We start from the raw sequence: 15,521 nt of genomic DNA, 5'->3' as shown, positions 1-15,521 counted from the left end.
TTAACCGAGCCTGCTGTCATGAATAAAACGCTTGATATTCTGCTTGCCCAGGTCAACATGACCGTCGGGGCAATTCACGCGAATGCGGAAACGATATCAGCCATTGTCCAGAGCAGGCAATCCACGCATGATGTGCTGCTATTTCCCGAGCTGGCGCTGACAGGCTACCCGCCTGAAGACCTGCTTCTGCGTCCCGAGTTTCATCGGCAGGTAGAGGATGCGCTGCAGGCGCTCGCAAAGCAGGTCGGAGATTGCCATGTCATTCTTGGCCACCCTCTCCTTGAGCATGGGCTCTGCTTTAATGCCGCAAGCGTTCTTCACCGCGGTCAAATCATTGCCAGATACCGCAAGCAGAAATTACCCAATTACGGCGTTTTTGACGAGAGGCGTTATTTCACCCCGGGCTCGGAAACTGCCTGCATTCTCACCATTAACGGTTACAAACTGGGTGTTTGCATTTGCGAAGATCTCTGGCAAACCGGCCCGGTTGAAGCCATCCTTGCCAAGGGAGCGGATGGCCTGCTGTGCCTTAACGCCTCCCCCTTTGATTATGAAAAATACGCGCGTCGTGTTGAATTGCTGTCAGCCTACGCCCGTCAGGGTCTCGCTGTTTTTTATGTCAATTTAACTGGAGGCCAGGATGAATTGCTGTTCGACGGCCAATCCTTGGCTTTTGATAACAAAGGCAACCTCTGCGCCCGATTACCGGCCTTTAAAGAGACGACCGAGTCCATTTCATTGCACAGAGACCGGGTGACAGGCCCGATAGAACCGCTGATGGATCCCACTGCCCTGCTTTACGAGGCGTTAGTCTGTGCAGTACGCGACTACGTGAATAAAAACCACTTTCCCGGCGTGCTGCTTGGGCTTTCGGGCGGCATCGATTCTGCCCTCACCTTAGCCATTGCCACTGATGCCCTCGGGGCCTCGCGCGTTCATGCCGTATTAATGCCCTCACGCTACACGGCCGACATGAGTGTTACTGATGCCCAGCGTCAATTACAGGCCATGCAGGTCTCGGGTACGGTTCTTCCCATTGAACCGGCTTTTCAAAGTCTCTTAGCCACTTTAGACCCCGCCTTTGAGGGTTTGCCGGTCGATACCACGGAGGAAAATCTGCAGGCGCGTATTCGCGGGATGTTATTGATGGCCCTGTCCAATAAAACCGGCAACATGGTGCTGGTCACCAGCAATAAAAGTGAAACCGCCGTGGGCTATGCCACCCTTTACGGCGACATGGCCGGCGGCTTTGCTGTGCTTAAAGACGTGCTCAAAACCAGGGTGTATGAATTGGCCGCTTACCGTAACAGCCTGTCTGATATTATCCCCAAGCGTGTGATCACGCGTGCGCCCTCTGCCGAACTGGCTCCCAATCAGACCGATCAGGACAGCTTACCGGACTATGCCATCCTCGACGCCATTATTCAGGATTACATGGAAAACAATCTCGATGCAGAAACGATTATCCAAAAGGGTTTCAACCCCGCCGTCGTCCATCGCGTGATCCAATTGATTCAACGCAATGAATACAAAAGACGACAGGCTGCCCCCGGCCCCAAAGTAAGCCCTCGTGCGTTTGGTCGGGAATGGCGCTACCCCATTACCAATGGCTATCCGCAGCGCCCTGAACAAAATCCTGTTTGAGAAAGCCCACTTTATATCGTCGGATTACCGCAATAGTAATCCTCCTCATCCAGCCATTCCGCGTCCATGGGCGTGGAGTCTGGATTTTCTGCCGGAGGTGGTGGTGGCGGCATGTAGTCGTCAATGAGGACTGGATTTATCACGGGATTAACCGGTTTTCGGTATTCATCAATGACCTGGGCGCCAAACAGGGTGGCGACGGCTGAAAATTTAGACACCAATTGCTTCTTTTTCTCAGCCACCGCTTTTTTGTCCGCCTGCTGATACGCGGTTTCTTTTTCGTCTTTGGAGTTGTTTTTCACCTTGGCCGCATGCCCTCCCAGGCATTTTTCCAGCGCCGCAAATTGAGCCACATTGATTTTTGACACCGGCTTAACCACTTCGTCAACCCGTATTGCAGCAGGCATGCGCGACAATTTGGTAATAAGCCCGCGCAATTTTTCCTTGTCATCGGCCTTCACCGCTTCTGGTTCACTGTTCCCTAAGCCTTCCAGCATCGTGTGGTACTCTTCCCAGGCATCGGTATTCACCGCCTTCGCCGCGCCATCCTGCCATTGATATAAAACCCACAAGGATTTTTCACGGGTGAGAATGTAGGCGCCAAGGCGTGGCGCAGGCAATCGCGGCAGCTCATTGGTGAGCAGCAATTCACAACTGAATCGCTTTTGCATTAGCTGCAACAGGCTTTTTTGCTTTTCATTATCGACTGCATGACGGGTTGACACACGCAACAACAGCGATTTAAAAAACAGTGCATTGTTTTCGTCGCTTAAATTCCGTCTCTTAAAGCACTCATAGGCCATGGGGTATTTTTTTAAATCAATGGCATGCGTCCTGCCAAGGCTGTCGTACCAGGTCAGCGCCTCTGTTTTTTCATCGAGTGTGAAAGCCGACACCAGACCTTCCAGTTCTTTGGGTTCTGGATTAATCAGCAATTTAATTTTATCAAGAAACGATTCAAGCAGGATGCGGCATTGCGCTTTAATTTTGGCGGTGGTTTTATCATCCGCACTGAACGATTTACCGAGCAGGGTTTGTAATTCTTTATTGGCGAGCAACAATTCTTTTTTGCCGGTACTGTCATACCAACCCATGTACCAGCTTGTTTTATTTTTTACGAAGTAAACAGCATACTTTTCGGTTTTTTTTGCAGCAAATGCACGCGCATCGTCTTCTTGGTCAAACAAAGCGATCTCATCCAACTCTTTTTCTTTGCGTTGATTAATCAGATCCAGTTCTCTTTGCCGTGCCGCTTTCACAGCGATTTCATTTTGCTGCGTTTTAACCACCAGGGTGATTTGTTCTTTAAGCAGGGGGGTTAGGGCATCGATGATCCGGGTGCGAAGGTACTCATCCGTTTCCTTGTCATAGCCAGGCACAGCCTTAATTAACCCCAGAAGCAGGCGGGTATTGGCCGATGTGCTTGTCCAGTTCCCACCCGATATAAACACCAGCAGCGTCTGCAGACGCAACAGCGGATCCGGCAACTTGAGATCCGTTTCGGCTTTGTTAAAATTATCGCTGCGTTGACGGGAGTATTGGTATATCCAACGCCACACATAAGACTGTTTGGGCTCATCATAGTCCGCGTGTGCTTTGGCAAAGATTTCTTCTAATTTTTTTTTACCTGCTTCACTGTTGTCTGAAATTAAATCAATCAACCCCTGGGTAAATTTTTCCAGATTATTAATGATTTTTGCCATGCTCAACCTCCTTTTTGATAGCACATCTAATCATCTTAGCCCATGATCTGATAAAGTAACAATAAAAAGCCGCTTGCAAAATCAAAGCAAAACGCTAACATGAATTGGTTTTAACATAATAATAACAATAGGTAAGTTATGAGAACTGCACTTCTTTCCGCTGCATTGCTGACGTCCAGCGCTGCATTTTCCGCTATTCCGGTTGACGGTTGGTATGCCAGCGTTTTCGGCGGTTACAGCTATCTTCCCGATAATGTCAGCACGGCCAAATACGGCTTGTTTTACAGTGATGTTTCTTACACCAGCGGCTTTAACGCCGGGGGAAGAATCGGTTATAAAAGTTCACCGCTCCGCTACGAGGCTGAATTAACCTACATCGAAGCCGATACACGCCAGTTTGAGGTGAATTTCGTTCACCAGAACGGCGTCAGCGGCGAAGCCATTGCCACTGCGTTAATGGCCAATGTGTATTATGATTTTCCTGAAATTGTACCGGCAATTGAACCTTACCTCGGTGCAGGTCTGGGGTATGCCTGGGTTGAAACCACGCTGAAAAGCAGCGGTCCTTTTGGCCCCAATCGCTTTAAGGATTCCAATAACGTCTTTGCTTATCAGGCCACCGCCGGATTGACTTACAATTTTGCTGAAAATTATTCCGTGGATGCCGGCTACCGTTATTTTGCCACCCAGCGAGTCAGCGCGTTTAACAAAACATTCCAGGCGCATTTAGCGAGTGTCGGAGTCACTTACCGTTTTGACGTGGCGAATTACAAATAAGGACGTTGTTCATGAAGACTACTTTTCGTATGGGTTTAGCCGCGATGGCTTTGTTGGCTGGCGGTTCAAGCCATGCCGTCAATCCCGTTCAGGGCTGGTATTTGAGCCTTGGCGGCGGCGCTTCCCACATTACCGATCTTGATTTTACCTTCAACAACCCGGTTTTAGGCATCAACGACAGTGCGGCCACCTTAACGTACTCGCTGGGTGGGGATGCGTTCGGATCCCTGGGTTACCGCTGGAATAAATTCCGTTTTGAAGGCGAACTTTTCTTTAATTATGATCAGTTTGATAAAATTCAATCCGGTACCTTTGTTCTGCGCAACCACACCACGCCCAACGGTTTCGACATGGAAGGCAAGACCATCATTGTCGGCGGCCTCGTCAATGCCCTCTATGAAATGTACCAGGCTGGAGGGGATGGCAGCTTTGTGCCTTACCTCGGTTTAGGCTTAGGCTATGGGACTGTTCGCAGCAATTTCAAGTTGTATAATGTCAATTACAACAACAGTCAGGTGCCCATTTTTGAAAGCAAGGAATCCTCCAGTGCCGCCATGGCCCAGGGTATTCTCGGCATCAGCTATTTCCTCGATGATTTTGCCGCTTTCGGTCTCGATTTTCGTTATTTAGCCACCAGCCGCGTTGATTCCCTGGATGCGAGCCTGCGCATTCCGACCGTCAATGTCAGCTTTATTTACGCCCTGGACTCTTCTTCCTAACCCGCGTTCCCGTATTGGCCTGCCGATACGGGAAAAAGACAGCCGATTGGTTGCCTAATCGCGTAAGACTGCCTATGATCGAGGTATCTTTTCATGAAGGTTAACCCATGACTTACCTTATCGCACCCTCCCTGCTGTCCGCCGACATGACTCGTCTTGGTGATGAAGTAAACGCCGTCATGGAGGCAGGGGCCGACATGATTCATTTCGATGTCATGGACAATCATTACGTACCCAATCTGACCATCGGGCCCTTAGTCTGCGAGGCACTGCACAAGCGCTTTCCGGATATGCCCATCGATGTTCATCTCATGGCCATGCCCATTGATGATCTTATCGTGCAATTTGCCAAAGCCGGAGCCAAACGGCTCAGTATCCATCCCGATGCCACCATCCATCTGGACCGGAGCCTCACCCTCATTGAGCAACAGGGCTGTGAGGCAGGGTTGGTATTAAACCCGTCCACCTCGCCGGATTGCCTGCAATGGGTGGCTCACCGTCTTGACTTTATTTTGATCATGACTGTCAATCCCGGTTTTGGCGGGCAACGTTTGATTCCTGAGGTTATTGACAAAATTACCTTCATCCACCACCGTTATCCCCATTTGCCCATCTGTGTGGATGGCGGCATCAGTGAAAACAATATTGCAGCGCTGGCACGTGCAGGAGCTACCCAATTTGTTGCCGGTTCTGCTATATTCTCTACTGCAGATTACGGCAAAACCATTGCCGCCATGCGTAAACAACTGGATTGCATCGGTTAGCGGTGTTTATAGGGATATACACAAAAATAACCATCGCGTTAACTTCTAACATCGAGCGTTTCATCGAATGCTCACGTCTTCAATGAGAGACTATGAAAAAGTTTTTACTTGTGCTGTGGTTAATTGGCGTCACAGGATTCGCTCATGGCGCGTCAGGCAATGCCTACCTTGCGCGTTTTATGGCGTACCTTGAGTGGAGTCAGAATTTACCGGAACACCCTGACGACTCTTTTTTTACGTTTATCAGTGAAGACACACCGCTGGCCAACAAATTACGAAACCGCTGGCTCTATCATCTCGCGCAAAACAAGGACTGGGCAAATTACCTGACGTACTACAAACCCACGTCCGACGTAAACCTGCAATGTTTTAAAAACCTGGCCAATTATTACCAGGGTAATACCGTGGCCGCCATGCAGGATACCCAGGCAATCTGGTTATCGGGCAACTCCCAGCCGCCGGGATGCAACCGACTATTGGACATGTTTGTAAAAAGCGCACAATTCAATGAAAAATTGATTACCGCACGCATTATTCTGGCTCTGGACAAAGGCAATCTTCCGTTAGTGCGTTATCTGCTTAAACAATACAAAAAACCACGACTTCAGGATCAGGCGCTGCTCATGAGCATCCATCAAGCCCCTGGACGTATCCTGCAGTTAACACCGGGCGGCCTGCATGGCGAATTTTACCTTTACGGCTTAAAACGCATGGTTTCCATCAATATGGATCAGGCGCTTAATTACTGGCAAAATCCCAAAACCAAAAAAATGCTTTCTCAAGCCCAACAACAGGCTTTTTTAGCGCATTTAGCCCTTTACAAGGCCATGCGCAATCATGAAGACACCGCGGTCTGGTTTGCCAAAATTCAACCCGCCTTTTATGACTCCACCCTGCTGGACTGGCAGATTCGTTTTGCTTTAAAACGCGGGCAATGGCGGCAGGTCGAAAAATTAATCCAGCATTCCCCGGAAAAAGACAACCCCTGCTGGCAGTATTGGCTGGCGCGGGCAATGGAAAAGCAAGGTCGTCAGGAACAGGCACGGGAAATTTATAAAACCCTGGCACAAACCCGCCATTATTATGGTTTTTTAGCCAGCGTACGCATTCATAAAAACCCCAATTTTCAGTATGAAAAAGCCGTGACTGACTTGAGCCTGCTAAAACCCTATAAGCCGTTTACCGATAACATCAAGTCCCTGTATCACTCAAAACAAACCCTGCAGGCTTCCCGCCTGTTAAACGATTTCGCCAGCGAATTGCCGAAAAGCGATAAAAGCGCGCTGGCTTTCTGGGTTTCCAACACCCTGCAATGGCATGATAAATCGCTGGCTTTAAGCAGTGACGACGACTTGAACAATCAGTTATCCCTGCGCTTCCCCCTCGCCTATCACAGCGCCATCACAGAGCACTCTAAAAATCATCAGGTTCCTCAGGAATTGATTTATGCCATCATCCGTCAGGAAAGCAGTTTTCGCGAGGATGTGGTTTCCGTGGCGGGTGCTCGAGGGCTCATGCAACTCATGCCCGCCACAGCGGTGGTGGTGGCAAAATTGGCGAAAATTCCCTATGGCGACAAGGCTCAGCTCTTTTTATCACAAAAAAACATCAGCATCGGCGTGGCTTATCTCGCCACGCTGGCTAAACGCTTTAATCGTCACCCGTTGTTAATTGCCGCCGCTTACAATGCAGGCCCCCGCCAAGTGAATTACTGGCTGAAAAATCATCCGCCAAGAGAAATTGATGTCTGGATTGATACCCTGCCCTGGCATGAAACCCGGAATTATTTAAAAAATGTCATTTCGTTCTATGCGGTCTATCAATTCCGCATGCAGAAAAAAATCGATTTGAGTGCCTTTATGAGGCCGTTGATGTAGGCATTGTATGCTGCCACCCTGAAACGCCGGATGATTTCGACACCGGGCTACGGCGCTAACGAGAACGCAGGGATGGCTGCAATACGATTCATATCCAGGGCCATCGCATACGGTAACTCGACAAGCGTTTGCCCTGACAGCATGCGATGAACAATCGTCACACACAACGAAGCCGCAGCAAAGGCCCCGACTGAGATCTGTGAAGCAGGACAAGGGCGTTTTTCTTTCATTAATTCAACAACACCCATTAAATTACGGGTGACTTCCTCAGGCAGGTTGGGACCAAGAGTCGTCAGTAACCGTTCAAAATAGAAAGCATACTCTTTAGGCGCGTTTACTTCGCACTCCTCAATGCCAAAAATACGCGTAAACCAGTTCCGGGTTTGTATCGCCCCGGGGATGTAAAAAGCCACGGCCCCAAAGCCTGCGTTCAGAGCACTGATTACCGTTCTTTTTTGCAAATAGCATTGCTCATAGAATGGAATTAAATCTTCCATGCTTAGAAAATCGATTGTATCAATGACCAAATCCACTTCTTTAATTAAATCCTGAGCATTGACAGCCGATACCCGCTCGTTTACGCATTCAATGGTCGCGTCAGGATTAATGAGGCGTAAGCGTTCAGCCAGCGCTTCGGTTTTAAGACGTCCTATATCACCGTATAGAAAATCCTGGCGGTTCAGGTTGTGGGAATCGATGGTGTCATGATCAACCAACACTAAATGATGACAACCGAAACGCACGAGGCCCTCAGCCAGGTAACTCCCCAGACCGCAGCCGGCAATTAAAATGGTTATTTCAGTCAACCGTTGCTGAACTTTTTCTGAAACATAGCCCGAATTTCTTATAAAAAGGTCGGTCGTCATGACAGCTCCTGTTATCGTTGGCTGGAAATCAATTTACAAATTAATTTTTTCTCTCTAAGCGCGATGCTTTTGAGATAAGACTCGGCAAAGTTAGCGTACAGTTGGGTGTCAAAGCAGTATAGTTTCCGCAGGGTACCGCGCGGCAATACCATTAATTGAGTCTCACTGACTGCTTTCACCGTGACACACCGGCAATAATTGTCGTGAAAGGTTCCAAATTCACCAACAATGTCGCCTGCATGCAACGCAATAAGCGTCTGCCCCCGTTTAGACAGAATTAGCTGACCAGAAATCACCACAAACTGGCATTGTTGATGCTCATTTTCAGTGTAAAGCACCCCATTCGCAGGCAGCGTTAAAAAAAAGCCATTGCGAATTAGAAAATCAGCCGTGGGTCGTTTCAAATGGTAAAAGAATGATTTTCTCCTTTTGAGAAACGCATCGCTCGCCAGATCATCCAGCGACGCATCGTGGGTCAGGTAATTTTTGAGAATATCAGGACGATAATGTTCATATTGTTTCAATAGGGCGGGATCACAATATTTTTTCATCAGGGGATAAACCGGCGAGCCCGAGGTTTTGAGAAATTTTAAATCAGGTATAACCGCAATGGGGATTTCCACCCGATCATCAAACTGTAACAGCTTGGAGGTATAAGGCCTGTAACCTAATCTTGAATAATGCCTGAGCAGGCTCGGTGCACAACTGGCAAAGGAGAAATAGGTCGACAAATCGCGAATCAAACGCGTGGCAATGTACACCGTCTGGACCATGGCCAAGTATTTGCCGCGAATGTTTTTATCCACAGCCAACCGTTCTGACAAGGCTAACATGGATTGTGCGGGGATGGATAACTCCGAAAGACCGTAGTTGCCGTCCATGTCTCCGGGGCAGGCAGTCTTTTGGAAATAGTGGGAACGACAGGTGCTGGATATTGCTTGTTTACTGACGGTGTAGGTTAAAATGATCTGCGTGTGAGTATCGAGCGCATCCTTCAGGATTTTTCGCTGATGATCGTAGCCAGGCTCAATCATCTTGTACTCTTCGTGGTAAATCCGGTAGCGGAAATTGAACACCTGCTCTTTTTCCTCTTCCGAACGTGCTTCAAAAACGCGAACTTGACGGAAAAGATGGTACTTTAAATAGCATGAGAGCATAAAAGGACATCGCCAATCAACGTATGTTCAATTTTAGACCAATAATTGAGCAAGTGTGAACAAATATAACAGCAAGGCATCTCCGTTTGGAAATGCCTTGAGATGGCGAATCAGGCTTTTGCAAAGGCACGCTTTAAGGCATCAGCGGAGGCGCCGAATGCGAGCAACGCGGCTTCGTAATGCGAGGGCAAGGCGCAAAAATCATGGAGGATACCGCCAAACTCGATGAATTGTGCGTCATTGCCGGCGTCAGCCAGTTTTTGATAGTACAGCTTGGCGTCGTCATGGATGGGATCGCATTCGGCAGCAATAATCAAGGCCGGGGGCAGATGGCTGAAATCCGTTTGAAACTGTGGGTTAGCAATCGGATTTTTTTCATCCCCTGAATTTAAATATTGCTTGCGCATCCAATGCAGGGTTTCGGTTTCCAAAAAATAGCCTTTCGCGTAGGTTTTATCGGATTCGGTGGTGTTGTTGAGATCAACCCAGGGGTAATACAGTAACTGGAAACAAATCTCCACGTCCTTATTTTTTTTAGCCTGATGGCAAATGCTTGCAGCCACATTGCCGCCTGCACTGTCACCGCCGACAGCGACAACCCCATTGCCACCCAGATCTTTGGCGTGCTTTTGTACATAACGAACCACGCGATAACAATCATCATGGGCTGTAGGGAATTTGTGCTCAGGAGCCCGGCGATAATCGACAGCCACCACCATGCAATGAGCGCCTTCGCACAGTGCGCGGCAGGTGTAGTCGAGAAAATCGGGATCGCCAAAAACAAAGCCACCCCCATGGCAGTAAACCAAAGCGGGTAAATCGGTATTGTTTTTTAGCGGCTTGTAAATGCGAACGCCGGTTTTAACTCCCTCAATGTCCAAGTGCCGATTTTCTACCTGCACGTCAATCGGCTTTAATTTGCCAGGGACAGGGGCAATCAGCTTATTAAAGGCAACACGTGCCTTTTCAGGGGGTAATTCCAGCAAATTGGCGCCATTCAACGCACTGCCGGCTCTTTCCGTCAGACGTTCGATAAACGCGGTGGAATCAGGGTTTATTTTATGAGACATGGTTCTATCCTTCCTTTGAGCAAGATCATTGAGTCACTGACTTATTAACCATAGCATAAATAAGTTCTTTTTCACTATGTCTCAGAAAGTAGCCTTCGTCGGCTCATAGTCCTCTATCAATGCCCCCCCCCATGATTCACCCAGGGTGACTGCAAATTCCTCGCCCTTTTTTATCGGAAGCGGGTGGAGTACGTCCTTCATTAATCGTCCCATGTCTTTCACCAGATCATGGGAAGACATGATGGAGAGATGGCCATGGCGGGCATAACGGCTAAGCGCGTTGGGGTGTTCCTTGAGGTAGGATTTGGCATAGCCGTATTCTACAGGAACAATGCCATCCTCCAGGGCTTCGACAAAATGATGGGGAATTTTTGATGTGAGCAGTTTTTTATTCAATTCATCAAGGAATGGACTATCCAGTTCCATTTCTGAAACCGAGGAAGAGAACCAGGACAAGGGCGGCAGCGCAAGGTATGAACCGGAATACGGTGCGCAGATGCCGATGCATAACAACGGTTCGATGTCACCTTCCTCCGCTAAATCCTCTGCGGCCTTGGTCACGACCAATCCTCCGCGAGAGTGGCCCATGAACATCACACGCTGGTGCTTGTTGATCTTGATTTTTTTAATTAATTGACTGGAAAAATCATTGATACTCAAACCCTGTCCGCGCCCCTCAAACGAAACCAGATGAATGGACTCCACCTCCTCCGGCAATCCCTGCTCGATCAGGCGTTCGGCAATGCGGGTAAAGGCGGCCGGCCTGTCCGCCGTGCCATGAACACAATAAATCGCAACACCGGCTTGTCCTTCCACCGGTTTGTAATGGGGGTTTTTATAGACCAGATCATTGGCAGGCGAGGTCAGCCAATAAAAAGTATGGGTTAAAACGCCCGTGTAACTGACCGGTTGTTTTTGGGCAAATAGTCTGCAAAATTTTCCCAGCATGATACATCCTGTAATAAAAATCAGCTTGTGTTCCTATTAAAACGCATGATGGTGTAATTTGCACGCCTGACTGCCTCATTCATGGCCTCTCGTGGTGATTGAATGCCTGCAAATATCGCCTCCATGGCTTCATCATTGATGGTCCGTATCAGATTTTGCGGCCCCAGATGCAAAGCGGCTTCTGCCCCGTCATGAAGCAAATCCGCCTGGGCCACCATCAAAGTGGGGTGAGGGCTGTCTGCAAAACGCTGATAAATGCCTCTCATGCCTACCGGAATATAACCGGTATGCTCATGCCACCGCTGCTGAATCTCAGGCCGGGTAAGAAATCGATAAAAACGGGCAATGGCGTGATAAACCGGCGGGGTATGTCCCTGTACCGCCCACAGGGCGGCGCCCCCGGTGACATTGGGATGGCGGACGCCAGAGGCCTGACTATCGATGGGCAACGGCGCAACCCCGACCCGAAAAGGCACCAATGCGGACAGGCTGCTGTAACTTCCGGATGACTGACTGAACATGGCACAGCGTCCACTGGTAAACAGGACGGTGGCATCACTGGTTCTGCCGCCGTATTCGAAATAATGCAGGGATTGCCATCGTTTAAGTCGCTGTAAATGGCGAATCACCCATTCATTGTTGTAAACGGCCTGATGGCTTGTGCTGTCAATCAGTGGTAATCCGTGCAACGCGGAAAAGGCTTCGACTTGAATCCACGAGGGATAAGCCGAACTGTAAGCACAGGCTGCTCCTCGGGCTCGAAGTGCGGCAGCCAGCGTTTCCATGTCATCCCAGGTTTTAGGAAAATGAGCAGCATCATAACCTGCTTTCTGCAAGAGATCCGCATTGTAGAAAATCACTGGTACTGACGTATTGAAGGGCAAAGCCTGCAATTTACCGCCCTGGCTGTAAAAGGTGCGAACGGCAGGTAAAAAATCGTCCTTCTCCAGGGAATACCCGCTTTCTTTCATCAACTCATCCACCGGTTTGATGATTCCTGCCGGCGCCAGCATAGTCGCCGTACCCACTTCAAACACCTGAATGAGCATGGGCGGCTGTTTCGCGCGAAAGGCGGCAGCAAAACTGGTGAGGGAATCAATGTAGTCCCCCTTGTAGACCGGCTTTATCCGCGCTTCATTCTGGGAATGATTAAATTCATCCACCAGCTGCGTCAATTCCTGCCCCAGACGACCGGCTAAAGAATGCCAGAAAATCACTTCAACGGGTTTGGCAAAGGCGACAGCCGCTGTGAACAGCAAATAAAAACCAAGGATTGATCGTTTCATAACAACAAATCAGGATAATCACTGAAAACGGCATCCACCCCCCAATCAAACAGCTTCAACGCCAACCGTTTACGATTAACGGTATAGGCCAGAACCAGATAACCTTTCTCTTTCATGGCCCCTACCCTGTCGGCATTGAGCGCGCGATGATTTAAATGGATGGAATAGCATTGCAATTCTTCCGCCTGCTGTTGCCAATCGTCTTCCCAGCGATCAAACAATAAGCCAATGGGCATTTCCGGGGCTAACGCGCGGTACAGCGTTAACGCCGCCCGATCAAAACTGGAAACAAGTGGCGCGGCCTTGTTCGCAGGCCAGTAACGATTGATGAAGGATAACACGGTTGCCGCCGTCTGTTCCGACTGCCCGGGATAGGGTTTGATTTCAATGTTGGCATTGACATTGGCAAAGGTCAGCCATTTAAGCACCTCACGGAAATGAGGAATTTTCTCGCCTCGAAACGTACGCGAAAACCAGCTACCGGCATCCAGCGTTTGCAGGTATTCGGCGGTCACGAGACCAATCTGCCCCTGGCCATTGGTGGTTCGTTTCAACGATTCATCATGAAACACAAACGGTTCACCGTCGGCGCTTAACATGACATCAAACTCCAGAAAACGACACCCCATGCTTAATGCTTTATCGAAAGCAGCCAGGGTGTTTTCCGGCGCATACGCGGAGGCGCCGCGATGGCCAATGATTTTTTCAATGACTGGTGCTTGCAACAGCATGGCTTGCCTCGCGATTGGATGCGGCTTCCACCACAGCGGTCATGGTTAATTCATTACTGACAGCAATGGCCGGCGCGGCAATGGATGCGGCATACATCACCTGGGCCTCTTTCGCCTGATAGGCTCTTGGTTGTGCCACGGGCGCGTCCCCGTCAGTGATGTAGAGGCGGTTCACACTGTAATGCTGCTCCCCGTAGACTTTGTTTAAACGCGCGATTTCTTCATTCACCAGCTGATACAGTTTCTGGCGCAACTGCGATTTGACCACTTGAATTTCTTCAAGGCTGGGCTTGAATTCAACGCCGCTTATCGTGTAGGTCGCGCCGGGTTTGCTAACGTCCTTGGCATTTTGATAGATGTTGGTCAGGTTCGCCTGAGGGACACGGACCTGAGCGGCAACATAGAGTTTATCGAGACCTGAATTATCCTGTGAGCGATCAAACTGGGTGATATGCCATTCGCCCTTTGCAATCCGGTTTAAATGATCCATGATGTCGGCGCGTGCCTTCACTAAATCGGCGCTGTTTAAAGTGGCATTGATGGCCACCGTCAGCAGCGCAGTTTGAGTACTTACCCACTGTTTAGCTGAGACCTGAAAGTCAACTTTATCAAGCAGCATCGGCGGTGGCGGATTGGCAATGGCGCAGAACGGGGACAGCGTTGCCAAAACAAGCATTGCAGCGATTTTTTTCATGCGTTTCTCCAGATGACTTTCAAGCGTTCAATTTCTTAGTGTATACCAAGGCAGTGAGCGAACCAACCGGGCTATTAGAACACGAAAAACACAATATGAATAAAATTAATTTTTAGCGAAAAATATAAGGGCAACTTCAGGAGGATTGCATTGATTTAGTGTGCGAATGGGACTATAACATGTGCAGGAAAATTTCTTGGAGTTTTACCCATGATGTCTGTTGATACAATAAAAATAAACGATCCCGCCATCAGACCGGATGATTTTTTAGACTATGCTCTTTCCCATGGTTTTGGCGACATCCATTTTAAAGTGGATAGCAAAACCGGCATGAAGGCCATTATTGCAATCCACAGTACCAAACTGGGCCCAGCGTTAGGCGGCTGTCGTTTTATTGAATACCCCTCCACAGAAAACGCCATCAACGACGCCTTGCGTCTGGCCCGTGGCATGAGCTATAAAGCCGCTTCAATCAACTTACCCTTAGGCGGCGGCAAAGCTGTCGTGATTAAACCACACGGCCCTTATGATCATGAAGCCTATTTCCATGCCTTCGGCGAATTCGTTAATGAGCTGGGGGGACGTTACATTACCGCTCTCGATAGCGGCACCCAGTTAAGCGACATGGATATCATTGCAGAGCATACACCCTATGTTGCCAGTCTGGCGAGTCATAACGGCGACCCTTCGCCCTCCACAGCCAAAGGGGTTTTCAAGGGCATTGAGGCAGCGGTTCAGTTCAAGCTTGGCAAGGACAACCTCGCGGGCCTTCATGTTGCCATTCAGGGCCTGGGCCATGTGGGTTATTTGCTTGCCCGCCATTTGCATGAGGCCGGTGCAAGGCTGACAGTCGCAGACGTTAACAAGGACGCTGTAGAACGTGCTGTCAGGGAGTTCGGCGCAACCGCCATCGGTACCGAAACCATCCACAAAGTACCCTGCGATGTGTTTTCTCCCTGTGCCCTGGGTGCCATCATTAATGACATGACCATCAATCAGCTGCAAACCACCATCGTGGCCGGCGCTGCCAATAATCAATTGGCGCATACCTACCATGGCAAACTGCTGCATGATAAAGGCATCGTTTATGCGGCGGATTACGTCATCAATGCGGGCGGTCTTGTTTACGCAGCCAGCAAATACCTCAATACCCCGGATGAACAGGTTGTACGGCAAATCAACAGCATTGGGACCTCCCTGATGGAGATTTTTGAGCGCTCACAAAAAGAAAACCGCCCCGCCAGTGAAATTGCCGACACCTTAGCCCAGGAAAAACTGGCCTGAC

Annotated in this window: 14 protein-coding genes; 6 read left to right on the top strand and 8 right to left on the bottom strand. The window is 49.2% G+C overall.

The genetic code is table 11. The features are described from left to right. Nucleotides 1-18: 18 nt before the first annotated feature. The gene (locus tag GH742_RS05465; RefSeq protein ID WP_203456444.1) at nt 19-1,644 is read left to right on the top strand and encodes an NAD+ synthase; all 1,626 of its coding nucleotides are present in this window, start codon (nt 19-21) and stop codon (nt 1,642-1,644) included. 11 nt (nt 1,645-1,655) lie between these two features. Here the strand turns inward: GH742_RS05465 and GH742_RS05460 are convergent, their stop codons facing one another. Then, nucleotides 1,656-3,347, bottom strand: a complete 1,692-nt coding sequence (locus tag GH742_RS05460) for a hypothetical protein (RefSeq protein WP_203456443.1) — start codon at nt 3,345-3,347, stop codon at nt 1,656-1,658. 138 nt (nt 3,348-3,485) lie between these two features. On the opposite strand from GH742_RS05460, the gene GH742_RS05455 reads away from it, so the two are divergent. From GH742_RS05455 to GH742_RS05440, 4 genes are all read left to right on the top strand, one after another. After that, nucleotides 3,486-4,124 carry an outer membrane protein gene (locus GH742_RS05455; RefSeq protein WP_203456442.1) on the top strand — a complete coding sequence of 213 codons (639 nt, stop codon included), beginning with the start codon at nt 3,486-3,488 and terminating at the stop codon, nt 4,122-4,124. A gap of 11 nt (nt 4,125-4,135) precedes the next feature. Next, nucleotides 4,136-4,843: an outer membrane beta-barrel protein gene (locus GH742_RS05450; RefSeq protein WP_203456441.1), complete on the top strand. Its 708-nt coding sequence runs from the start codon at nt 4,136-4,138 to the stop codon at nt 4,841-4,843. A 107-nt stretch (nt 4,844-4,950) separates the two neighbouring features. After that, on the top strand, nt 4,951-5,607 hold the full coding sequence (rpe, locus tag GH742_RS05445; protein ID WP_203456440.1) for a ribulose-phosphate 3-epimerase: 657 nt from the start codon (nt 4,951-4,953) through the stop codon (nt 5,605-5,607). Nucleotides 5,608-5,699: 92 nt separating this feature from the next. Next, complete coding sequence (locus GH742_RS05440) at nt 5,700-7,484, top strand: transglycosylase SLT domain-containing protein (protein ID WP_203456439.1); 1,785 nt, start codon at nt 5,700-5,702, stop codon at nt 7,482-7,484. 47 nt (nt 7,485-7,531) lie between these two features. Here the strand turns inward: GH742_RS05440 and GH742_RS05435 are convergent, their stop codons facing one another. The 7 genes from GH742_RS05435 to GH742_RS05405 all read right to left on the bottom strand — a co-directional run bounded on the left by GH742_RS05435 (nt 7,532) and on the right by GH742_RS05405 (nt 14,236). Then, the gene (locus GH742_RS05435; protein ID WP_203456438.1) at nt 7,532-8,350 is read right to left on the bottom strand and encodes a ThiF family adenylyltransferase; all 819 of its coding nucleotides are present in this window, start codon (nt 8,348-8,350) and stop codon (nt 7,532-7,534) included. A gap of 11 nt (nt 8,351-8,361) precedes the next feature. After that, entirely contained in the window at nt 8,362-9,507 is a 1,146-nt protein-coding gene (locus tag GH742_RS05430; RefSeq protein WP_203456437.1) for a cyclic nucleotide-binding domain-containing protein, read from the bottom strand. 110 nt (nt 9,508-9,617) lie between these two features. Then, entirely contained in the window at nt 9,618-10,577 is a 960-nt protein-coding gene (locus tag GH742_RS05425; RefSeq protein ID WP_203456436.1) for an alpha/beta hydrolase, read from the bottom strand. Nucleotides 10,578-10,658: 81 nt separating this feature from the next. Further along, nucleotides 10,659-11,525, bottom strand: coding sequence for an alpha/beta hydrolase (locus GH742_RS05420; protein WP_203456435.1), 867 nt, complete (start codon nt 11,523-11,525; stop codon nt 10,659-10,661). A 20-nt stretch (nt 11,526-11,545) separates the two neighbouring features. Further along, nucleotides 11,546-12,811 (bottom strand): extracellular solute-binding protein, encoded by a 1,266-nt coding sequence (locus tag GH742_RS05415; RefSeq protein ID WP_203456434.1) that lies wholly within the window; start codon nt 12,809-12,811, stop codon nt 11,546-11,548. Continuing rightward, a complete protein-coding gene (gene ugpQ / locus GH742_RS05410) occupies nt 12,808-13,542 on the bottom strand; it encodes a glycerophosphodiester phosphodiesterase (RefSeq protein ID WP_203456433.1) in 735 nt (244 codons plus the stop codon). Before ugpQ ends, GH742_RS05415 begins: the two co-directional genes overlap by 4 nt. Beyond that, nucleotides 13,517-14,236 (bottom strand): hypothetical protein, encoded by a 720-nt coding sequence (locus tag GH742_RS05405; RefSeq protein ID WP_203456432.1) that lies wholly within the window; start codon nt 14,234-14,236, stop codon nt 13,517-13,519. The genes ugpQ and GH742_RS05405 overlap by 26 nt, the downstream gene beginning before the upstream one ends. A gap of 210 nt (nt 14,237-14,446) precedes the next feature. Between GH742_RS05405 and GH742_RS05400 the strand changes: the two genes are divergently transcribed. Next, on the top strand, nt 14,447-15,520 hold the full coding sequence (locus GH742_RS05400; RefSeq protein ID WP_203456431.1) for an amino acid dehydrogenase: 1,074 nt from the start codon (nt 14,447-14,449) through the stop codon (nt 15,518-15,520). The last annotated feature ends 1 nt before the right edge of the window (nt 15,521 follow it).

It is taken from the genome of Legionella sp. MW5194 (assembly GCF_016864235.1).
Classification (GTDB): domain Bacteria; phylum Pseudomonadota; class Gammaproteobacteria; order Legionellales; family Legionellaceae; genus Legionella_C.
The sequence above is the reverse complement of the archived record's forward strand: the minus strand, read 5'-3'. Positions and strand labels throughout refer to the sequence as shown.